The sequence below is a fragment of the Nocardiopsis sp. NPDC101807 genome (assembly GCF_044766605.1).
Lineage (GTDB): Bacteria > Actinomycetota > Actinomycetes > Streptosporangiales > Streptosporangiaceae > Nocardiopsis > Nocardiopsis tropica.
Genome location: NZ_JBIWMK010000007.1, coordinates 123,922 through 144,092, shown reverse-complemented (window position 1 = coordinate 144,092; position 20,171 = coordinate 123,922). Strand labels below are relative to the sequence as shown.

The window sequence follows — 20,171 nt, the reverse complement described above, 5'->3', positions numbered from 1 at the left end:
GTGTGGTGTGTCATCCACGGGCGGTGGCGCCGAGCAGCTCCGCGCCGTCGGCGTGGCTGTACCCCTCCGCGCCGAGGACGTCCGCCAGGTGCCGTTCCATCCTGGGCCTCACGTCGGCCACGGTCACCTCGCGCCCGAGTTCGGCGGAGAGCGAGGTCACCCCGGCGTCGGTGATTCCGCACGGGACGATCCGGTCGAACCACGACATGTCATTGTTGCAGTTCAGTGCGAGTCCGTGCATACCGACCCCGCGGGCGATCCGGCACCCGATGGCGGCGACCTTGCGCTCGATCAGGCCGCGCCCGGGGTCGGCGTCGAGCCACACCCCGGTCCGCCCCTCCACCCGCCTGCCGGTCAGGCCGTACTCCGCGACGGTGCGGATGACGGCCTCCTCCAGCATGCGCACGTAGGCGATCACGTCCACGGGGTCCGGCATGCGCACGATGGGGTACACCGTCAGCTGGCCGGGGCCGTGCCAGGTGATCTTGCCGCCCCGGTCGATGTCCACGACGGGAGCGCCGGGGTCGGTGATGGGACGATCCCACCTCCCGGTGCGCTTTCCCGCGGTGTAGACGGGCTCGTGTTCCAGGAACAGGACGGTGTCGGCCACCTCATCGGCGACGCGGCTCTCGTGGAGCCGCTTCTGGAGATCCCAGCCCTGGTGGTACGGGACGGGAGCGTCGCCCAGCCATGCGTAAACGAGATCACTCACACGACCACCTTACGCCCCGGCGCGGTGCGCCGGTCGGGCCAGGATGTCGGATAGCGCACTGTCGATGGTGGGCAGCAGGAAGGAATAGCCGGCCCGCTCCAGGCGTTCGGGTACGGCCCTCAGGTCGATCAGGGAGGTCTCCTCCGCGAAGTCGCCCAGGGTCGCGCGCAGCGCCGTCGCGGGGACCGGGATGACCGTGGGGCGCCGCAGGACCTCCCCCAGGGCCTGGGTGAACGCGGCGTTGCTCACCGGCTCCGGCGAGCACATGTTCACCGGCCCCGTCACCTCGGGGTGCTCCAGCAGGAACCGGATCGCCCCCACCTGGTCGCGCAGCGCGATCCAGCTCATGTACTGCGCCCCCGACCCCAGGCGTCCGCCCAGGCCGGCCCGGTAGAGCGGCAGCAGCGTGCGCAGCAGGCCCCCCGAGCGGTCGAGCACCACCGCCGTGCGCATGTACGCCACGGACAGGCCCGCTTCGAGGGCCGGGGCCGCCGCCTCCTCCCAGACCTGGCAGGTCCGGGCCAGGAAACCCGCGCCCGGAGGGCTCTCCTCCGTGGCCACCCCGCCCCCGGTGTCCCCGTAGTAGTGCATCCCCGACGCCGTCAGCAGCCGCGGGGGAGGGGAGGGCATCCCCGCCAGCGCCCGGGCCAGGGTGCGGGTGCCGCGGACCCGGCTGCGCCGGATGACCGCGCGCCGGTGCCTGGTCCACACGGTGGGGCCGACCGGAGCCCCGGCCAGGTGCACGACGGCGTCGGCCTCGTGCAGGGCGACGGTGTCGACGCGCCCCTGCTCGGGGCGCCACTCCGCCTCCTCGACGTTCGCGGGGGTGCCGCCGCGCGGAAGGCGCCGGACCAGGCGCACCACCGTGTGTCCGTCGTCGAGCAGGGACGCGGCCAGCGCCCGGCCGATGAGCCCGGAGGCTCCAGTGATAGCCACTCTCATGCCCAGGGTCTACCCGGAGGATCCCGGACCTCCCGCGGAAGAGGGGGCGGAAGGCCCCGCGGGGCCTCCCAGAAGTTTTCTCGGGCTTTTTCTGCGAAAACGCTGCGGGGACGCCCTCCCCTCTTCTACTTTGAACGTGGAGCAGGGAACTCCGCGTCAGCGCGGAATCACTGTGGGCGACACGCTGTCGGGCTGGCTGTCGTGGCGCCCGTCCACAGACCTTTGATGATGGGGATCATCAGGGGATGGTGATTGGTGGGGTAGAAAGACGGGGCGGCGCCACAGGCGCCGCCCCGTCCGCCTTCCCCGCGCCGACCCCCCGGAGCCCGTCCCGCGCACCCGCCCTCCTCGCGCCGAGGGTAAGGACTGGGCCATGCCCGGCCCTCTCCGGTGTGTCCGCTCCCGATGAGGGCCCCCGCGGCGGAGCATGGACGCAGTGCCCGTTCTCGCCCAGGGCGTCCAGGACAGGAAGGCGTCGCCATGCTCCACGCCCGTGCCGCCGGGACCGGCCCCCGCGGCGGACCGGTCCCGGATCCCGCGATCCCGCCGGCCCCCGGCCCCTGAGGCGGCCGTGAGGAGGAGCGACTCGCCGGTGCGCGCCGGCTGGCGCCGGTTGACGGTCGTGGCCGAGGACGCCCGGGAACGCGTGTCCGTCCACTTCTGGTCGGTGCTCCAGGCCGTCGTGGCCGCGGTGGTGGCGTGGACCGTGGCCGGCGGCCTCGTCAAGGACCACGACCCCTTCTTCGCGCCGATCGCGGCGGTCATCGCGCTCAACACCTCGGGCGGGGAGCGGGGCGCCAACGCGGTCCGGCTGCTCACGGGGGTGGTGTTCGGCATCATCTCCGGCGAGGTCGCGATCGCCCTCACCGGGGGCGGCGGCTACGGCGCGCTCGCGCTGGGCGTCGGCCTGGCGATGACGGCCGCCTTCGCGATCGGCGTCCAGCGGATCGTGATCGGCCAGGCGGCGGCCAGCGCGATCCTCACCGTGGTCTTCGCCGTGAACTTCGGGGGAGGGCACGCGGGGCTGGGCCGGCTCACCGACGCGCTCATCGGGGCCGGGGTGGCGCTCGTGTTCAGCCAGCTGCTGTTCCCCGCCAGGCTGGTCGCCATCCTGCGCCGGATCGAGGCGGACGCGCTGACCGAGATGGCCCACATGCTCGACGTCTCCGGCCGCGCGCTGCGGCGGGACGACGAGTCCTCCAGCCAGGAGATGGTCACGTGGCTGGGAGACCTGAGCAGGCCGATGGCGGAGCTCAGCCGCGCCAGGGAGAACAGCCGCCACACGGTCCGCCTCTCCACCATCCGGTGGGGCGACCCGGCGCCGGTCCTCGCCGAGGACGAGGTGATCGACCGCCTCATCCTGCTCGGGGAGAGCTGCCTGTTCCTCGCGCGGACCACCGCGGCCATGAGCGAGGACGAGCGCCACGAGCTCGCGCCGGTCGTCAGCCGCATGGCCTCGGCGCTGTACACGCTCGCCGACGACCTCAGCAGCCGCCGGGCGCGCCAGGAGGCGGTGGAGGGGGCCCTCCGGTCCGCCAGGAGGTTCGACGCGCAGGACACGGGCGGAGACCCCGTGACCACCGCCACGCACCTGGCGGTCGAGATGGTCGCCACCGACATCATGGTGTTCGCCGGGATCAGGTTCGAGGAGGCCGAGGAGGCGTTGCGGGAGGACGAGGCCGACCTGGAGGTCCCGCACCCCCCGGGGGTCCCGTGGCTGCCGTGGCTGCCGTGGCGTCCGCCCCTGGACCGGTACCGGCACCGCTGGTACTCGTGGCGGCGGGGGCGCCGCTGACCCCCCGGGCGCAGCCTCCGCCGTGGCAATAACGCGGACATGAGTCCCCCAACCCGGCTTTCCGCTCACGGGGCGGGGGCAGGACCCGAGGGCGGGCGCATGCCGCGCCGCGGGCACGACGACAGCGGGGGACTCATGCGGGCTCTGATGGTGACGCCGATGACGGCCGGATCGGTGACGGTGGACGAGATCGACCCGCCGGTGCCGGAGGAGGGGGAACTCCTCGTCGACGGCGTGGCGCTGGGAATCTGCGGGACCGACAAGGAGATCGCCGACGGCGAGTACGGCACCGCCCCGCCCGGCCACGAGCGCCTCGTCCTGGGGCACGAGTCCCTCGGCCGGGTGCGCCAGGCGCCGCCCGGCTCCGGTTTCGCCCCGGGCGACCTGGTGGTCGGCATCGTCCGCAGGCCCGACCCCGTCCCCTGCGGGCCGTGCGCGCACGGGGAGTTCGACATGTGCCGCAACGGCGGGTTCACGGAGCGCGGCATCAAGGAGATCCACGGCTACGGCTCGGAGCGGTGGACCGTCCCGGCCGACTACGCGGTCCGGCTCGACCCGGCGCTGGAGGAGGTCGGCGTCCTGATGGAGCCGACCACGATCGTGGCGAAGGCGTGGGAGCACGTGGAGAGCATCGGCCGGCGGGCCTGGTTCGAGCCCCGCACCGCGCTCGTCACCGGCGCCGGGCCCATCGGACTCCTGGCGGCCCTGATCGGGGTCCGGCGCGGCCTCGACGTGCACGTCCTCGACAGGGTCGGGAGCGGCCCCAAACCGGACCTGGTCGCCGCCCTGGGGGCGACCTACCACACGGGGGGCGTCGCGGAGATCGCCCAGGAGTTCGCGCTCGACGTGATCATCGAGACCACCGGCGCGGACTCCCTGATCCTCGACACGGCGATCCACAACGCCGCCGACGGCATCGTCTGCTACGTCGGTCTCAGCACCGGCCGCACCCGCGTCGAGGTGAGCCCCGGGCACCTGAGCCGGAGGCTGGTCCTGGAGAACGACGTGCTCTTCGGCTCGGTCAACGCCAACCGCCGCCACTACGAGCTGGCGGCGCGGCACCTGGCCGGGGCGGACCGGGGCTGGCTGGAGGGGCTCATCACCCGAAGGGTCCCCCTCGACCTGGCCCCCGGGGTGTTCGCGGAGCCCGCCGGCGACCAGGTGAAGGTCGTCATCGACCTCTGACCCCACGGGGACGGGCACGGTGCGCGCGTCGGCGGGTGCCCGCCCCGGCGCGGTGTCCGGAAGAAGGGCCGCCCGGCGGGGCCCGGCCCCGCCGGGCACCGTGATCCGGTACCCGGGGCGGGGCCGGCGCCAGGAGCGGCCGGAGGTACGGGGCCGGGGGACCGGCGGCGCCCGGGCAGCGGTTCCGGCCGGCCCGCTAGCCGGGGTAGGGGCGGCGCTCGCGGGCCTCGCGCAGGGCCTGCGCCCACCAGGCCAGCTGGTCCAGCATCCGCTCCACGGCCGCGTCCGCGCCGGACATGTCGACGGCGGGCTCGCCGTCGTCGCCGAACATCGACTGCGCGTTGTGCAGGCTGACGGTGTCCCGGATGGTCGCGGTGTGCAGCTCCGAGAAGACCGAGCGCAGCTGCTCGATCGCCCGCAGGCCGCCGGACATCCCGCCGTAGGAGACGAACCCCACGGCCTTGGCGAACCACTCCCGGCGCGCGGAGTCGATCGCGCTCTTGAGCCCGCCGGGGTAGCCGTGGTTGTACTCCGGCGTGACGACCACGAACCCGTCGGCGGCGTCGACGACCTCCGCCGCATGGGGCGCCATCGGCCCGCCGTGGCCGTCCTCGGGGCCGATGCCGTCCACGTCCAGGACGTCGAACCGCAGGCGGGGGTCGGGGTGCTTCGCCGTGCGCCCCACGAACCACCGCGAGACGGCGGGGCCGGTTCGGCCCCTGCTGTTGCCAGCGAGGATGACCGCGATCCGAAGGTTTTCCATGTGGTCCTCGTCGTCTTCGTGCCTGACGGCCCTGGGCACGCGGGGACCGGCGGCCCCACGGGGATTCGGGCGGAACGGCGTCCGTTCTCTTCCGGGTGACGGAACAACGTTAGGACCTGAACCGCGATTCAGGTCAAATCAGGCGCGCTGGAAACAGAACCGGGCCGGGCGCCGAGGACGGCGCCCGGCCCGGCCGGAACACGCGGATCCTAGGACAGGCCGAGCTCGCGCTCGAAGTCGCCCTCCTCCAGCCGCTCCCTCACGGTCTGGAGGAAGCGTCCGGCGTCGGCGCTGTCGATCAGGCGGTGGTCGTGGGCCAGCGACAGGTAGACCATCGAGCGCACCGCGATCACCTCGCCGCCCATGGCCGGGTCCTCGACCACGACGGGGCGCTTGACGATCGCGCCGGTGCCGAGGATGGCCACCTGCGGCTGGTTGATGATCGGCGTGCCGAACAGGGCGCCGGTGCACCCGGTCTCGGCGATGGTGAACGTGCCGCCGCCCAGCTCGTCCGGGCCGAGCCTGCCGGTGTGGGCGCGCTCGCTCAGGTCGGTGATCGTGCGGGCGAGCCCGTCCAGGTTCAGCGTGCCCGCGTCCTTCACGACCGGGGCGAGCAGGCCGCGCTCGGTGTCCACCGAGACGGCGAGGTTCTCGACGTCGTGGTAGGTCACCTCCTGCTTGTCACCGTCGATGACCGCGTTGAGCTTGGGGTGGGTCCTGAGGGCCTCGACCGCGGCCAGGCCGAAGAACGCGAAGAAGTCCGGGGCGGCGCCGTCCCGCTTGGCGACCTGCTCGCGCAGACGGGCGATCTTGGTGACGTCCACCTCGATGACCTGCGTGGCCGTCGCGGAGACGTGCAGCGACTCCACCATGTGGTCGGCGATGGACTGGCGCAGGCGGGTGAGCTTCTCGGTCCGTCCGCGCAGCGAGGTGTCGGAGGCGACCTTGCGGGGGGCCGAGGAGGGCGCCGCGGGGGCGGCGGCCCGCGCGGCGGCGGCCTTCTGCTCCTCCGCCGCCTTGAGCACGTCCTGCTTGCGGATGCGGCCGCCCACGCCCGTGCCGCTCACGCGGCCCAGGTCCACGCGGTGCTCGGACGCGAGCTTGCGCACCAGCGGCGTCACGTACGCCTCGGTGACGGCGTCGGTGCCGGAGGCCCGGCCGGTGCCGCTGAGGGTCTCGATGTCCACGGACGGGCCGTCGTCCGACGAGTCCGCGCGCGCGGCGGGGGCGGGCTCGGCCTTCGGCTCCGGGGCGGGCGCGGCCTTCGGCTTCGCGTCGGCCTTCGGCTCCGGCGTGGGCTCGGCCTGAGGGGGAGCGGGCGCCTCGGAGGCGGCCGGCGCCTCGCCTCCGGTGCCGCCGATGACGGCGATCTCGGCGCCGATCTCCACGGTCTCGTCCTCGTCCACCAGGATCTTGGTGAGTACACCGGCGACCGGGGACGGGATCTCGGTGTCCACCTTGTCGGTGGAGACCTCAAGGAGCGGCTCGTCCACCTCGACGGTGTCGCCCACGCTCTTGAGCCACTGGGTGACGGTCCCCTCGGTGACGCTCTCACCCAGGGCGGGCATGGTCACCGAGGTGGTGGGTCCGTCGGAGGACGGGGCGGACGCGGCCGGCTCGGGCTCGGCCTTCGGCTCCGGGGCGGGCTCGGCCTCCGGAGCGGCCTCCGGCTCGGGCTCCGGCTCCGGCTCCGCTTCGGGCTCGGGCCGGGCGGCCTCGGCGGCGGGCGCGGCCTCGTCGCTGCTCTCGCCTTCGCCGCCGATGACGGCGATCTCGGCGCCGATCTCCACGGTCTCGTCCTCGTCCACCAGGATCTTGGTGAGTACACCGGCGACCGGGGACGGGATCTCGGTGTCCACCTTGTCGGTGGAGACCTCAAGGAGCGGCTCGTCTACCTCGACGGTGTCGCCCACGTTCTTGAGCCACTGGGTGACGGTCCCCTCGGTGACGCTCTCACCCAGGGCGGGCATGGAAACGGAAGTCGGCATGGGTTCCTCGTTGGATCTGGGCGCGGTCTCTGCCCAACCCCTTGACTGGGCAGCGCGGATGTGTGCGGGGGCGGGCCGTGTGGGCCCGCCCCCGGGTGGTGCGGTCAGTCGTGGACGTGCAGCGGCTTGCCGGCCAGGGCCAGATGCGCCTCGCCCAGCGCCTCGGACTGGCTCGGGTGCGGGTGGATGAGCTGGGCCACCTCGGAGGGCAGCGCCTCCCAGTTGTAGATGAGCTGCCCCTCGGCGATCAGCTCGCCGACGCGGCTGCCGACCATGTGGACGCCCAGCACCGGCCCGTCCTTCTCGGCGATGACCTTGATCGCGCCGGAGGTCTGGAGGATCTGGCTCTTGCCGTTGCCCGCCAGGTTGTAGTTCATCTCCACGATGTCGTGGCCGCGCTCCTTGGCCACCGCGGAGGTGAGGCCCACCGAGGCGACCTCGGGCTCACAGTACGTGACCCGGGGAACACCGTCGTAGTCGATCGCGGGCGGGTTCTGCCCGGCGATGTGCTCGGCGACGAAGATGCCCTCGGCGAAGCCGACGTGGGCGAGCTGGAGGGTGGGGATGAGGTCGCCCACGGCGTAGACGCCGCCGACGCCGGTGTGCAGGTTCTCGTCGACCTGGACGAAGCCGCGGTCCAGGGTGATCCCCTGCTCCTCGTAGCCCAGGCCCTCCGACACGGGGCCGCGGCCGATGGCGACCAGCAGCACCTCGGCGTCGAGGGTCTTGCCGCCCTTGAGGGTGACCGTCACGCCGGAGTCGGTGGTCTTGACCGACTCGAACGGGGTGCCGAGCTCGTACTTGATCTTGCGCTTGCGGAAGGCGCGCTCCAGCAGCTTGGAGCTCGACTCCTCCTCGACCGGCACCAGGTGCGGCAGGGCCTCGACGATGGTGACGTCGGCGCCGTAGGAACGCCACACGCTGGCGAACTCCACGCCGATCACGCCGCCGCCCAGGACGATGACGGACTCGGGGACCCGGCCCAGGTCGAGGGCCTGGTCACTGGTCATGACCTTCTCGCCGTCGATCTCCAGGCCCAGGGTCTTGGGCTTGGAGCCGGTGGCCAGGACGATGTTCCGGCCCTTGTACACCGCGTCGCCGACGGTCACCTCGTCCTTGCCGGTGAGCTTGCCCTCGCCCTCGACCACGGTGATCTTGCGGGACTTGACGAGACCGGTCAGACCCTTGAAGAGGCCGCCGATCACCTTGTCCTTGTACTTGTGCACGGCCTCGATGTCGATGCCCTCGAAGCTGGCCTTCACGCCGAAGGCCTCGCTCTCCTTGGCGGAGTCGGCGACCTCGGCGGAGTGCAGGAGGGCCTTGGTGGGGATGCAGCCGCGGTGCAGGCACGTGCCGCCGAGCTTGTCCTTCTCGATCAGGACGACGCTCATGTCCAGCTCGGCGGCGCGGAGCGCTGCCGCGTAGCCGCCGCTGCCGCCGCCAAGGACGACGAGGTCGAAGGTGCCGCCGTTCTCACTCACGGGAACGAACTCCTAGTTGTGGTGGCTGGTGTGGGTGGTGGATCCGCGGGTGGCGCCCACAGAGGGGGGAGGGTGTCGGCGACCGCGGTGGCCGTGCGCGGGCGGCATCCCGGCTCACTGGGGTGGAACCCGCGCACGGTGACTACTCGGCGTACCCCTCGGCGATGCGGACCAGGGTGCGGGTTCCCGCGCCGGTGCCGCCCTTCGGGGTGTGGCCGTGCGGACCGCCCTGGTTGAAGGACGGGCCCGCGATGTCGAGGTGCGCCCACTTGACGCCCTCGCCGATGAACTCCTGGAGGAAGACGCCCGCCGAGAGCATGCCGCCCCAGCGCTCGCCCGCCACGTTCGCGATGTCGGCGACCGCGGAGTCGAGCCCCGCCCGCAGCTCGGAGGGGAGCGGCATCGGCCAGGAGGCCTCGCCCTCCGCCCCGGCCGCGGCGACGACCGCCTCGCGCACGCCGTCGTCGTTGGCCATGACCGCGAACACCCGGGTGCCGAGCGCGACCAGCTGCGCGCCGGTCAGCGTGGCGATGTCCACGACCAGGTCGGGCTGGTCCTCCTGGGCCCGGACCAGGGCGTCCGCCATGACCAGGCGGCCCTCGGCGTCGGTGTTGAGGACCTCGACGGTCTTGCCGCCGTAGATGCTCAGCACGTCGGAGGGGCGCTGGGCGGTGCCGCTGGGCATGTTCTCCGCCACGGCCAGGTAGCCGACGGCGTTGACCTTCAGGCCCAGGGTGGAGATGGCGCGCATGGCGGCGAGCACGGAGGCGGCGCCGGCCATGTCGGACTTCATCCAGTCCATCGAGCCCGCGGGCTTGAGGGAGAGGCCGCCCGAGTCGAAGGTGATGCCCTTGCCGACGAAGGCGACGGTCTTGGTCGCCTCCGGGTGGCTGTGGGCGAGACGGACCAGGCGGGGCGGGTTGGACGAGCCCTGGCCGACGCCGGTCAGGCCGCCGTAGCCGCCCTCGGCCAGGGCCCGCTCGTCCAGGACCTCGATCTCGAGGCCGGCCTGCTGGGCGATCTCCTGGGCGGCGGCGGCCAGGTCCTCGGGGACCAGGTCGGCCGGGGCGGTGTTGACCAGGTCGCGCGTGAAGTTGACGGCCTCGGCCATGACCGCGGCGCGCTCGACGGCCGCGTCCGCGCCCGGGGCGGAGCTGGCCAGGACCAGGGAGCCGGCGGCGCGGCCCTCCGCCTGCTCACGGGCCTCGTCGCCGGTGCGGTACCGGTCGAAGACGTAGGTTCCGAGCTGGGCTCCGAGGGCGACGGCCCCGGCCTCCTCGGCGCTCCCGGCCGGCAGGGCCAGGACCACGCGGCCGGCGCCACCGGGGCGCGAGGCCAGCGACCGCAGGGCGGCGCCCGCGGCGCGGGACAGGACGTCGGGGTCGACGGGGCGCTCGGCGGGCGCCGGGCCGAGACCGACCGCGACGACGACCGGGGCCCTGACGGCTCCGAGGGAGGCAATGGTGTGCACCTCCTCAGGTGCGCCGCTCGCTCCCAGGAGCGACAGGGTCGAGGCGAGGCCGCCCGAGAAGGCGGCGTCGACGTCATGCGCGCCCGACGCGGGTTCCGGAGCGTCGCCTCCGGAGTGGTAGCCGACGACAACCGCGTCGGCGTCGAGCGAACTGGGGGACTCCGTGTTTACTGCCAACGACGTGCTCACACCCCCGATGCTAGTCGCCTCCCGCGCCGGGCGGGGACGCGGCACCCCGGCTCCCCAGGGGGTCTGACGCCGCGCTCCGCGCGACCGGGGGCGGGGGGTGTTCCCGGGGGCGGCCCCGGCCCGCCCGCGCGGTGAGGGGGCCCCTGGTCGCCCACGGGGGGCGTCGCACGCCCGTCCCCGCGGACCCGCGCCTGCCCGCGGGGGCGGGCCGTGAAACTCCGTGTGAAAAAATGTGACGATGGCGACATCCCGCCACCGGATGCGCCCGCACGGCCGTGAACCCCCTGGTGGGAACCGTGCCCGGCCTCACACCCACGCGGTCGCCGCGGCCGCCGCCACCAGCGCCGCGGTCGAGGCCGTCTCCACCAGGGCCCCCAGGACGTCGCCGGTGACACCGCCGAGGCGCCGTACCGCCCGGCGCAGCAGCGCTCCGGCGGCGACCAGGCCCGCCGCCGCCGCGAGGGCGTGGGCCGCGGCCAGGGCCGGCGCCTGCGCCGCCCCCGTGAGGCAGAGGGCGGCGACGAACGCCGCGGCCGCCGCCGCACGCGGCCGGTCCACCGTCCCCGCGACGAAGGCCCCCAGGCCCCCGGGCCGCGCCGGCGGCACCCGGGGGACGCACGCCAGCGTCACCGCCAGCCGTCCCGTCGCGCCCGCGACGGCGGCCCCGGACAGGGCGGCCCAGGGCGAGACCGCCACCAGCTGTCCCAGCGCCAGGACCTGTGCCGCCATCGCCACCACGACCGCCACCACCCCGAACGGTCCGATGTCGGACCGGCGCATCACCTCCAGCGCCCCCTCCGCCGGCCTGCCGCTCCCCAGCCCGTCCGCCAGGTCGGCCAGCCCGTCCAGGTGCAGCCCCCGCGTCGCGAGCGCGCCCAGGCCCACGGCGAGCACCGCCGCCAGGGAGGGGTCCAGGCCGGCCCGCGCGCCGCCCGCCGCGACCGCGCCGGCGAGGAGGCCCAGCACCGCGCCGACCACGGGCGCCCACGCCATCGCCCAGCCCGCGGCCGCACGGTCCACCCGCCCGGCCCGCACGGGGAAGGAGGTGAACGTGCCCAGGGCCATCCGGGCCCCCGCGAGCGCGTCGGCCGCCGGGCCGGCGGAGGGGGGACCGTCCCCGGTCGGCGCGCCCGTCAAGGCAGCTCCAGGACGCGGCCGGCCGTCACGAGGACCACGTCCTCGGACTCGGCCGCCACCCACTGGTTCAGCCGTCCGAGGTGGTCGCGGAAGAGCCGCCCGGAACGGGTCGCGGGCACCACCCCCGACCCCACCTCGTTGGTGACGGCCACGACGTAGGCCCGGGTCCCGCGCCAGGCCTCCAGCAGACCGCGGACCGCCGCCTCCACCCGCTCCTCCGCGTCGGGGGGCGGCGCCTCGTCCCACAGCCCGGCCTCGTCCATCACCCGGGTCAGCCAGGTGCCGAGGCAGTCGACCAGGACCGCCCCCCTCGCCCGCCCGAGCAGCGGGACCAGGTCCGCGGTCTGCTCGGTCCGCCACCACCAGGGGCGGCGGCGCACGTGCCTGTCCACCCGGTCGGCCCACTCGGGGTCCTCGGACGGGTCCGGCTCCGGCCCGGTCGCCGCGTACACCACCCTCGGCTCCGCGAGCAGGCGCAGCTCCGCCTCCGTCGACTTCCCCGAGCGGGCGCCGCCGGTGACCAGGGTCCGGTGCGGCCCCTGCGGGCGCGGCTCCGGCCACACGGACGGCGGGCACGACATGACCTGCCCGTCCCCGGGGGCCAGGGCGCCCCACAGCCGCGCGCGCCGGGCGAACTCCTGCTGCGAGGGGATCCGGTGGTCGCCGCCCACGGCCACCACGGCGGTGGTCACCCCGATCACCCCCGAGCGCCGCAGCTCGCCGATGACCTCCGGGCGCCGCGCGGCGTCCACGACGACCATGTCCACCTGCTGTTCGGGCCGTGCCGAGGAGTAGTCGGAGACACCCTCCGCCCGCGCCTCCACCGGGGGGCCGCCCGGCAGCGGGCCAGGCCCCGAGCGGGCGTAGAGCAGCCGGCCGCCGTCGGCGGCCTCGACCAGGCAGCCGTCCGGCGTCGCGGACACGGTGTATCCCGGGGGCACGGGGCCGACCGCGCCCGCCTCGCGGACGCGGAAGCGGTCGTCGACGGTCACGCGCACGGGCAGGCGGCGCTCGGCCATGGCCTTGTTGCAGGAGGAGCAGGTGCACTGCGGCGCCGGCCAGCCCGCGTGGCCCGCCGTCCCCTGGAATCGGATACGCACCGGAAAAGTAAACAGCATGCCGACCCGCGCCTTGGTTAAGCTCGGCACAGGATCACGGTGACCACCACCGTGGCCTGCGTGACGAAGGGCGGTCGAACATGGCGTGGACCTGGCGGTACTTCGAGGCCGACGGCGCCGACCCGCTGGCGGAGGGCCTGCCGTCCGAGTCGTTCACCTCGCGGGGCGACGCGGAGAGCTGGCTGGGGGAGAACTGGCAGGAGCTCGCCGAGGGGGGCGTCGGCCGCGTCGCCCTCATGGAGGAGGGCCGGGAGGTCTACGCGATGGCCCTGGAACCCGTCGAGTAGGGCGTCCGGGCCCCGGAGGACGCGGCCCGGACACCGGCCCGCCCGGGCGGGTGAGCGCCCGGCGGGCGCCGGTGCCCGCGCGGAGCGGCCGACGCGAAGACCGCCGCGGTCCGCCGGTGCCGGGCCCGCCCCGGAGCCCGCTCGGAGCCGCCTCCTCCCGCCGTCCCCTGCGGGCGCGACGGGAGGAGGGCCCGGAGGGCGGGGCGTGGTCCGCGGGCGCTCGCGGTGGTCCCGGCGCTCGCGCCGGTCGCCGCGAGCGCCCGCCGGGACGGCTCTCGCGGGACGCGTAGCGCAGGCCGGTCGGGACGGGCGGCCGGCGCGGCGGGAGGACGCCCGGCGGACGCGGGCGCCGGACGGCCCGCGGCCCCGCCGCCTAGACGGCGTGGACGTCCTCGGGGCTCTTGGTCAGCGCGGCGTCGCGCTCGACGCTGTCGCCGAGGACCTCGTCGATCCGCTCCAGCAGGTCCGCGTCGAGCCGGACCCCCGCGGCCTTCACGTTGCCCTCGACCTGCTCGGGGCGGGAGGCGCCGATGATCGCCGACGACACGTTCGGGTTCTGGAGGACCCAGGCCAGGGACAGCTGCGCCAGGGTCAGGCCCGCCTCGGCCGCCAGCGGCTCCAGCCGCTGGACCCGCTCCAGCAGGACCTGGTCGCCGACCTTGTCGGCGATGGCCTGCTTGATCTTGGGGTCGGTCGCGCGCGAGCCCTCCGGCAGGTCCTGGCCCGGCTTGTACTTGCCGCTCAGGACGCCTCCCGCCAGCGGCGACCACACGATCTGGCCGATGCCCTCGCGCTCGCAGACCGGGACGACCTCGGACTCGACGACCCGCCACACCATGTTGTACTGCGGCTGGCTGGAGACGATCCGGTCGAAGCCCATCTCGTCGGCGATCCGCAGCGCCTGCTCGATCTCGTCCGCGCGCCACTCCGAGACGCCGATGTAGAGGACCTTGCCCTGGCGGACCAGGTCCTCGAACGCCCGCATCGTCTCCTCCAGGGGGGTGGAGTAGTCGAACCGGTGCGCCTGGTACAGGTCCAGGTAGTCGGTCCCGAGGCGGCGCAGGGAGTCCTCGGCGCCGCGGAGGACGTGCTTGCGGGAGAGGCCGCGGTCGTTCCTGCCGTCGCCCATGGGCCAGTAGACCTTGGAGAAGATCTCGAGGCCGTCCCGGCGCTCGCCCTTCAGCGCCCGGCCGAGCACCTCCTCGGCCTTGCCCCTGGCGTACACGTCCGCGGTGTCGAACGTGGTGATGCCCGCGTCCAGGGCCGCGCGGACGCAGGCCGCGGCCGTGTCCTCCTCCACCTGGGATCCGTGGGTGAGCCAGTTCCCGTAGGCGATCTCGCTGACCATGAGACCGCTGTTGCCTAGATGCCGAAAGTCCATGGGCAGCACTCTAGTGGGGGATCGTGTCGCTCTGTCGGGAATGTAACTGCATGACTGGGAACGCTCCCGCGCCGGGGAGGAGTGAAGGGCCGGTGCGGACACCGGCCCTACTCACGCGGCGCGGGGAGGGGAGGCGCGGGGCGTCAGCGCGCGCCGCGGGGCGTCGGGTCCTCGCCGACCTTCAGCCGCGGCTTGGGCAGGCGCAGGCGGCGGAACTGCAGCTGGCGCATGGCCGCGTACATCCCGATGCCCCGGATGGCGGTGTCGTCCGGGAAGTACTCCAGGGCGCGCTTCTTGACGGCGCGGCCCACCAGGACGCCCTCGGCGATGATCGTCACCATCATCAGCGGCCAGGCCACGTAGGCCACGCCCACCTGGAAGAGCGGGTTGTTGATGAACAGCAGGACGATGATGAGGATCGAGAACGGCAGGAAGAACTCGCTGGCGCTGCGGCGCGAGTCGATGTAGTCGCGGGCGAACGCGCGGGCCTCGCCCAGGTCCTGCTGGCGGTAGTAGCGGGCCTCGTCCTTGGGCACGCCCTTGAGGCCGCCGGAACTCCGGACGCCCTGGCCGCGTTGACGGTCGAGACGGTCCCGGTAGGCGCGGTAGGCCTCCTTACGGCTCTCGGGGGCCTTCACCGGCTTGCGGGGGATCGTCTCGGATTCCCTGCGCTTTGGGGTGGGGACACCCTTCTTGGGGGTGTATCCCTTAGGTTGGGTGGCCTCAGTGGCCTCGGGGCTGGCGGATTCGGAAGAGTGCGAATCCGTGGCTGCGGAAGCGGAGCGACGTCGGAACACACCCACAGGGTAGCCGGTCATAGCTTTATGGCGACCGCGGGCCAGACCGCGTAGGGTTGGGCAAAGCGCCCGCTGGGAACAGCCGATGTACGCACCGAGAAGGGGACGGCCACGCCGATGAGCGTGTTTCAGCGACTTTCGATGATCTTCAAGTCCAAGGCCAACAAGGCCTTGGACTCGGTCGAGGACCCCAGGGAAACCCTCGACTACTCGTACCAGAAACAGCTCGAACTCCTGCAGAAGGTCCGTCGCGGGGTGGCGGACGTCGCGACCTCCCGCAAGCGGGTCGAGCTCCAGATCCAGCAGCTGGAGCAGCAGTCCGGCAAGCTGGAGAACCAGGGCCGGGCGGCCCTGACCCAGGGCCGTGAGGACCTCGCCCGCGAGGCCCTCACCCGCCGCTCCGGCCTGGCCACGCAGATCGAGGGCCTGCGCGAGCAGCACGCCAACCTCCAGGGCGAGGAGCAGAAGCTCACGCTGGCGGCCCAGCGCCTCCAGGCCAAGGTGGACGCCTTCCGCACGCGCAAGGAGACCATCAAGGCGACGTACACCGCCGCCCAGGCCCAGACGCAGATCAGCGAGGCCTTCTCCGGCATCTCCGAGGAGATGGGCGACGTCGGCATGGCGGTCCAGCGTGCCGAGGACAAGACCGCCGAGATGCAGGCCCGCGCCGGAGCCGTCGACGAACTGCTCGCCTCCGGCGCGCTCGACGACGTCACCGGCACCGCCAAGGACGACATCCAGAGCGAGCTCGACCGGATGGCCAGCACCACCGGCGTCGAGGCCGAGCTGGAGCGCATGAAGATGGAGCTCGGCGGCGGCGGCTCCACCCCTCAGATCGAGGGCGGGAACGGCGCCGGCAGCACCGGGAACCGGGAGGGCTCGTGATCGTCCGCATCATGGGTGAGGGCCAGGTCGACCTGACCGACGCCGACCTGCAACTGCTCAACTCCTTCGACTCCGCGCTGGAGTCGGCGATCGAGTCGGGTGACGAGGAGACGTTCCGCCAGGCCCTGCACGACCTTCTCGCGAAGGTCCGGGAGGACGGCAGGCCGCTGCCCCCCGACGCCCTGGAGCCGTCCGAGTTCATCCTCCCGCACGCCGACGCCAGCATGGAAGAGGTGCGGCAGATGCTCCAGGACGACGGGCTCATCCCCGGCTAGGACCGGACCTCTCCGTCCGCGCACACCGCATCCGTCCAGGTGTGCGCCGGACAGGGGCCGCGGGATCCGACAGGCCCGGCCACGGCCGGTCGGAACCGCGCTCGGTGCCTGCGCGCGCGTGTTTTCGCCGAGGCCGCCGTGACACCGTCACGGCGGCCTCGGCGCGTGCGGGGACCGGTGTGCGCCGGAACACCCCCGCCCGACCGCCCCGGCGGAACCCGGCGCCCCCGCCTCCCCGTTGACCGGAGAGGGGGACGCACCCGGGGGAACACGCTGTACACCGCTTTGACCCCTTTCTCACCTGTGCGAACTACACTCCGAGACAGTCGGGGAGAGGAGTGCGGCATGGCTGGTTCCAAGTTCAGGCCGGACCGCGGGCTCACCACCCGGATGGTGACGACCATGGGCCTCCTGGCCCTGGTGTACGCGGCCTTCGTGGTCGGCCTGGTCCTCGTGGGGCTCAACGTGTGGCTCGTGGTCCTCCTCGTCGCCGGGTTCGCGCTCTTCAGCTACTTCGCCTCCGACAAGATCGCCATGTTCTCCATGGGGGCCAAGGAGGTCACGCCCCAGCAGGCGCCCGAGCTGCACGCCGTGGTCGACCGGCTGTGCGCCATGGCCGACATGGCCAAGCCCAGGGTCGGGGTCGCCGACACCGACGTCCCCAACGCCTTCGCCACCGGCCACAACGAGAAGAGCGCGGTCATCTGCGTGACGACCGGCCTCATGCGCCGCCTGGAGGGCCCCGAGCTGGAGGCGGTCATCGCCCACGAGCTCTCCCACATCGCCCACCGCGACGTCATGGTCATGACCGTCGCCGGGTTCCTCGGCATCGTCGCGGGCTTCCTCACCCAGGCGGGCCTGCGCTTCGCCATGTTCGCCGGGGCGAGCCGCGGCAACAACAACGGGCCGGCGCCCGCGGTGGTCGCCCTCCTGGTGGTCCTGGTCAGCGCCGTCGCCTGGGCGCTCAGCTTCCTGCTCACCCGGGCGCTGTCCCGCTACCGGGAGCTCTCGGCCGACCGGGCCGCCGCCTACCTGACCGGGCGCCCCTCCGCGCTGGGGAGCGCCCTCACCAAGATCACCGGCGACATGGCGCGGATCCCCAGCCGCGACCTGCGCCAGGTGGAGCCGTTCAACGCGTTCTTCTTCGCCCCCGCACTCTCCCGCAAGGGGTTCAGCTTCAGCCGGCTGGTCGCGACCCACCCCCCGGTCGACCAGCGCCTGTCCCAGCTCTCCGAGATCTCCCGGCAGCTCGGACAGGGCCGCTGAGCGGGGTCGCGGCGGACGCCACCCGACCGACGAGGGAGCACACGATGAGTTTCTGGCGGGCCCTGCTGGGCCGCTCCAAGCCGACCGCACCCGACCTCGACGCCCTCTTCGGCCTGCCCTCGGCGGCCGTCACCCTGCGGGCCGCGGCCGGGTTCCGGCCCACCGGAACCGGGTCCGTCGCCTTCCGCGCCACCGAGGGCGCGGCCTTCGCCGACCTGGAACGCGACATCACCGCGCTGCTCGACGCCGGTGACGGGCCGCCCGTCGACCAGGTCACCGACGACTACGGCTACACGTGGCTGGTCGTCCGCTCGCACGACCCCGTGGGAGCGGGGGGAGAGGTCGCCGACCCCGACATCACCGGCCTGGTCACCGACCTGCACGCCGTCAACTCCACCCTGGAGGCCAACGGGTACGGGCCCTCGCTCCTGTGCTCCCTCGTCGGGTTCACGGACGGGACGCGCTCCCTGGGCCTCGTGTACCTGTACAAGCGCGGGACCTTCTACCCCTTCGCGCCCACCGGCGGCGGCAGCCGCCGGGACAACGCCCTCGAACTCCAGCTCGAGGCCGCCGTCGGCGACGACCTGCCCCTGGAGCGGGACCGCTCGCGCTGGTTCCCGGTCTACGGCGCGCCGGGCCTGTGAACCGGGGCGGAGCCCCGTCCCGGCGGCACGGGCCGTGCCGGGAGATGGCGTCCCGGGGCCGGACAAATTACCCTGGGGGGACGAGCACACCCGTGCTTCGCCGGAACCTCCCCCACGCCAGGGGGCACTGGGGAACGGTGACAGGGAGAACACAGCGGCGGCGCGGCGGAATGCCGGACCGGCCCCGGGCGTTGGGATCCGTTGAAGAGGACAGGACCCGCCGCGGCGGGCCGGTCCCCCAAGCGACCAGGGGTCGCCAGGCAGCCGCAACCCCTTTTCAGAGGAGCTTTACAACATGACGGTTCAGAGCGAGGTCACCGAGGGGATCAACCTCACCGACGAGGCGTCCGGCAAGGTCAGGGCGCTCCTGGAGCAGGAGGGCCGGGACGACCTCCGTCTCCGCGTGGCCGTCCAGCCCGGTGGTTGCTCGGGGCTGCGTTACCAGCTCTACTTCGACGAGCGCGACCTGGACGGGGACGTCGTCACCGACTTCGGCGGCGTCGAGGTCGTCACCGACCGGATGAGCTCCCCCTACCTCGTCGGCGCCACGATCGACTTCGTGGACACCATCGAGAAGCAGGGGTTCACGATCGACAACCCCAACGCCACGGGTTCCTGCGCCTGCGGCGACTCCTTCAACTAGGGAGCGCGCCCCCGCCGCCGGCCGCGGCGGGGGGCCGGGCACCGGGGGAGGGCGGACATCCGCCCTCCCCCTCGTCGTTTCCGCAGCCCCGCGCGGGGGAATCCCGATGACGGAATCCCGACCGGGAGCGGCACTGGGTACCCTGGGTCGGTCCGAAACGGGCACGTTCTCGGCCTGCCCGCACCCGTCCGGTCGCCCCGACCGGACGCCTCCCACCCAAGGAGCCTTCGTCCCGTGCGTATCGCGGTTGCCGGATCCATCGCCACCGACCACCTCATGTCCTTCGAGGGCCGGTTCGCGGAACAGATCATCCCCGACCAGATCCAGCAGTTGTCCCTCTCCTTCCTGATCGATGAGCTGGACGTCCGTCGCGGAGGCGTCGCGGCCAACATCTGCTTCGGCATGGGCGGCTTCGGCCTCGCCCCCGTCCTCGTCGGCGCGGCGGGGGCCGACTTCGAGGACTACCGCGCCTGGCTGGACCGCCACGGGGTCGACACGTCCGCCGTGTACATCTCCGAGCTGCGGCACACCGCCCGGTTCATCTGCACCACGGACCGCGACCAGAACCAGATCGCCTCGTTCTACGCGGGCGCCATGGCCGAGGCGCGCAACATCGAGCTGCAGGCGGTCGCGGAGCGGGTCGGCGGGCTCGACCTCGTCCTCATCGGCGCCGACGACCCGCTCGCCATGGTCCGCCACAGCGAGGAGTGCCGCACGCGCGGCATCCCCTTCGCGGCGGACCCCTCCCAGCAGCTGGCCCGGATGGAGGGCCCCGAGGTCCGCACCCTCATCGAGGGCGCGACCTTCCTGTTCGGCAACGAGTACGAGAAGGCCCTCGCGGAGCAGAAGACCGGCTGGTCCGACGAGGACGTCCTGAGCCGGGTCGGCACCCGCGTCACCACCCTCGGGGCCAAGGGCGCCCGCATCGACCGGGAGGGCGAGCCGGCCCTGCACGTCCCCGCGGCCTCGGTCGACCACCTCGTCGACCCCACCGGCATGGGGGACGCCTTCCGCGCGGGCTTCCTGGCCGCCCACTCCTGGGGGCTGTCGCTGGAGCGGGCCGCCCAGGTCGGCAACGCCACCGCCGTGCACTGCCTGGAGGCCGACGGCCCGCAGGAGTACACCATGACCGGCGCCTCCCTGCTGGAGCGCGTGGAGAAGTCGTACGGCTCCGCGGCCGCCGCCGAGGTCCGGCCGTTCGTCTGACCGGGG

At 73.5% G+C, this 20,171-nt stretch carries 19 protein-coding genes; 9 read left to right on the top strand and 10 right to left on the bottom strand.

The genetic code is table 11. The features are described 5' to 3' along the window. Nucleotides 1-10: 10 nt before the first annotated feature. Nucleotides 11-712, bottom strand: a complete 702-nt coding sequence (gene lipB / locus ACIRPH_RS21990) for a lipoyl(octanoyl) transferase LipB (protein ID WP_402917126.1) — start codon at nucleotides 710-712, stop codon at nucleotides 11-13. A gap of 9 nt (nucleotides 713-721) precedes the next feature. Next, entirely contained in the window at nucleotides 722-1,654 is a 933-nt protein-coding gene (locus tag ACIRPH_RS21985) for a TIGR01777 family oxidoreductase (protein ID WP_402917124.1), read from the bottom strand. 592 nt (nucleotides 1,655-2,246) lie between these two features. Here ACIRPH_RS21985 and ACIRPH_RS21980 point away from each other — a divergent pair. Together ACIRPH_RS21980 and ACIRPH_RS21975 are read left to right on the top strand one after the other, a co-directional pair. Continuing rightward, nucleotides 2,247-3,449, top strand: a complete 1,203-nt coding sequence (locus ACIRPH_RS21980) for an aromatic acid exporter family protein (protein ID WP_402917122.1) — start codon at nucleotides 2,247-2,249, stop codon at nucleotides 3,447-3,449. A gap of 135 nt (nucleotides 3,450-3,584) precedes the next feature. Next, a complete protein-coding gene (locus tag ACIRPH_RS21975) occupies nucleotides 3,585-4,634 on the top strand; it encodes a glucose 1-dehydrogenase (protein ID WP_402917788.1) in 1,050 nt (349 codons plus the stop codon). Nucleotides 4,635-4,830: 196 nt separating this feature from the next. Here the strand turns inward: ACIRPH_RS21975 and ACIRPH_RS21970 are convergent, their stop codons facing one another. From ACIRPH_RS21970 to ACIRPH_RS21945, 6 genes are all read right to left on the bottom strand, one after another. After that, entirely contained in the window at nucleotides 4,831-5,397 is a 567-nt protein-coding gene (locus tag ACIRPH_RS21970; RefSeq protein WP_402917120.1) for an NADPH-dependent FMN reductase, read from the bottom strand. Between the two features lie 209 nt (nucleotides 5,398-5,606). Then, complete coding sequence (gene sucB / locus ACIRPH_RS21965; RefSeq protein ID WP_402917785.1) at nucleotides 5,607-7,367, bottom strand: 2-oxoglutarate dehydrogenase, E2 component, dihydrolipoamide succinyltransferase; 1,761 nt, start codon at nucleotides 7,365-7,367, stop codon at nucleotides 5,607-5,609. Between the two features lie 122 nt (nucleotides 7,368-7,489). Then, entirely contained in the window at nucleotides 7,490-8,866 is a 1,377-nt protein-coding gene (lpdA, locus tag ACIRPH_RS21960) for a dihydrolipoyl dehydrogenase (RefSeq protein WP_402917118.1), read from the bottom strand. A 142-nt stretch (nucleotides 8,867-9,008) separates the two neighbouring features. Then, nucleotides 9,009-10,526 (bottom strand): leucyl aminopeptidase, encoded by a 1,518-nt coding sequence (locus ACIRPH_RS21955; RefSeq protein ID WP_402917116.1) that lies wholly within the window; start codon nucleotides 10,524-10,526, stop codon nucleotides 9,009-9,011. Nucleotides 10,527-10,832: 306 nt separating this feature from the next. Then, nucleotides 10,833-11,591: an adenosylcobinamide-GDP ribazoletransferase gene (locus ACIRPH_RS21950; RefSeq protein ID WP_402917783.1), complete on the bottom strand. Its 759-nt coding sequence runs from the start codon at nucleotides 11,589-11,591 to the stop codon at nucleotides 10,833-10,835. 68 nt (nucleotides 11,592-11,659) lie between these two features. Then, on the bottom strand, nucleotides 11,660-12,655 hold the full coding sequence (locus tag ACIRPH_RS21945) for a bifunctional adenosylcobinamide kinase/adenosylcobinamide-phosphate guanylyltransferase (RefSeq protein WP_402917781.1): 996 nt from the start codon (nucleotides 12,653-12,655) through the stop codon (nucleotides 11,660-11,662). A gap of 206 nt (nucleotides 12,656-12,861) precedes the next feature. Here ACIRPH_RS21945 and ACIRPH_RS21940 point away from each other — a divergent pair, with 206 nt between their 5' ends. Further along, nucleotides 12,862-13,068, top strand: coding sequence for a hypothetical protein (locus tag ACIRPH_RS21940; protein WP_402917114.1), 207 nt, complete (start codon nucleotides 12,862-12,864; stop codon nucleotides 13,066-13,068). A 373-nt stretch (nucleotides 13,069-13,441) separates the two neighbouring features. Here ACIRPH_RS21940 and ACIRPH_RS21935 read toward each other — a convergent pair whose 3' ends face one another. Both ACIRPH_RS21935 and ACIRPH_RS21930 read right to left on the bottom strand, forming a co-directional pair. After that, the gene (locus ACIRPH_RS21935; protein ID WP_402917112.1) at nucleotides 13,442-14,449 is read right to left on the bottom strand and encodes an aldo/keto reductase family protein; all 1,008 of its coding nucleotides are present in this window, start codon (nucleotides 14,447-14,449) and stop codon (nucleotides 13,442-13,444) included. A 143-nt stretch (nucleotides 14,450-14,592) separates the two neighbouring features. Then, nucleotides 14,593-15,267 (bottom strand): DUF3043 domain-containing protein, encoded by a 675-nt coding sequence (locus ACIRPH_RS21930; protein WP_402917110.1) that lies wholly within the window; start codon nucleotides 15,265-15,267, stop codon nucleotides 14,593-14,595. Between the two features lie 96 nt (nucleotides 15,268-15,363). Between ACIRPH_RS21930 and ACIRPH_RS21925 the strand changes: the two genes are divergently transcribed. The 6 genes from ACIRPH_RS21925 (at nucleotide 15,364) to ACIRPH_RS21900 (ending at nucleotide 20,165) form a co-directional block, all read left to right on the top strand. Then, nucleotides 15,364-16,131, top strand: a complete 768-nt coding sequence (locus tag ACIRPH_RS21925) for a PspA/IM30 family protein (RefSeq protein WP_402917108.1) — start codon at nucleotides 15,364-15,366, stop codon at nucleotides 16,129-16,131. Then, entirely contained in the window at nucleotides 16,128-16,406 is a 279-nt protein-coding gene (locus tag ACIRPH_RS21920) for a hypothetical protein (RefSeq protein WP_330161715.1), read from the top strand. Before ACIRPH_RS21925 ends, ACIRPH_RS21920 begins: the two co-directional genes overlap by 4 nt. A gap of 345 nt (nucleotides 16,407-16,751) precedes the next feature. Beyond that, a complete protein-coding gene (htpX, locus tag ACIRPH_RS21915; RefSeq protein ID WP_402917105.1) occupies nucleotides 16,752-17,672 on the top strand; it encodes a zinc metalloprotease HtpX in 921 nt (306 codons plus the stop codon). 44 nt (nucleotides 17,673-17,716) lie between these two features. Beyond that, a complete protein-coding gene (locus ACIRPH_RS21910; RefSeq protein WP_402917103.1) occupies nucleotides 17,717-18,316 on the top strand; it encodes a hypothetical protein in 600 nt (199 codons plus the stop codon). 295 nt (nucleotides 18,317-18,611) lie between these two features. Next, nucleotides 18,612-18,959 carry an iron-sulfur cluster assembly accessory protein gene (locus tag ACIRPH_RS21905; RefSeq protein ID WP_267948866.1) on the top strand — a complete coding sequence of 116 codons (348 nt, stop codon included), beginning with the start codon at nucleotides 18,612-18,614 and terminating at the stop codon, nucleotides 18,957-18,959. A gap of 234 nt (nucleotides 18,960-19,193) precedes the next feature. Next, entirely contained in the window at nucleotides 19,194-20,165 is a 972-nt protein-coding gene (locus ACIRPH_RS21900; RefSeq protein ID WP_402917101.1) for a carbohydrate kinase family protein, read from the top strand. Nucleotides 20,166-20,171: the final 6 nt, after the last annotated feature.

What these genes read in the sequence shown, in the direction of transcription:
- ACIRPH_RS21910 (WP_402917103.1), top strand. Translation starts at nt 17,717, where the DNA reads ATGAGTTTCTGGCGGGCCCTGCTGGGCCGCTCCAAGCCGACCGCACCC.
- ACIRPH_RS21970 (WP_402917120.1), bottom strand. Translation starts at nt 5,397, where the DNA reads ATGGAAAACCTTCGGATCGCGGTCATCCTCGCTGGCAACAGCAGGGGC.
- sucB (WP_402917785.1), bottom strand. Translation starts at nt 7,367, where the DNA reads ATGCCCGCCCTGGGTGAGAGCGTCACCGAGGGGACCGTCACCCAGTGG.
- ACIRPH_RS21985 (WP_402917124.1), bottom strand. Translation starts at nt 1,654, where the DNA reads ATGAGAGTGGCTATCACTGGAGCCTCCGGGCTCATCGGCCGGGCGCTG.
- ACIRPH_RS21935 (WP_402917112.1), bottom strand. Translation starts at nt 14,449, where the DNA reads ATGGACTTTCGGCATCTAGGCAACAGCGGTCTCATGGTCAGCGAGATC.
- ACIRPH_RS21950 (WP_402917783.1), bottom strand. Translation starts at nt 11,591, where the DNA reads ATGGCCCTGGGCACGTTCACCTCCTTCCCCGTGCGGGCCGGGCGGGTG.
- ACIRPH_RS21940 (WP_402917114.1), top strand. Translation starts at nt 12,862, where the DNA reads ATGGCGTGGACCTGGCGGTACTTCGAGGCCGACGGCGCCGACCCGCTG.
- ACIRPH_RS21925 (WP_402917108.1), top strand. Translation starts at nt 15,364, where the DNA reads ATGAGCGTGTTTCAGCGACTTTCGATGATCTTCAAGTCCAAGGCCAAC.
- ACIRPH_RS21905 (WP_267948866.1), top strand. Translation starts at nt 18,612, where the DNA reads ATGACGGTTCAGAGCGAGGTCACCGAGGGGATCAACCTCACCGACGAG.
- ACIRPH_RS21975 (WP_402917788.1), top strand. Translation starts at nt 3,585, where the DNA reads ATGCGGGCTCTGATGGTGACGCCGATGACGGCCGGATCGGTGACGGTG.
- htpX (WP_402917105.1), top strand. Translation starts at nt 16,752, where the DNA reads ATGGCTGGTTCCAAGTTCAGGCCGGACCGCGGGCTCACCACCCGGATG.
- ACIRPH_RS21930 (WP_402917110.1), bottom strand. Translation starts at nt 15,267, where the DNA reads ATGACCGGCTACCCTGTGGGTGTGTTCCGACGTCGCTCCGCTTCCGCA.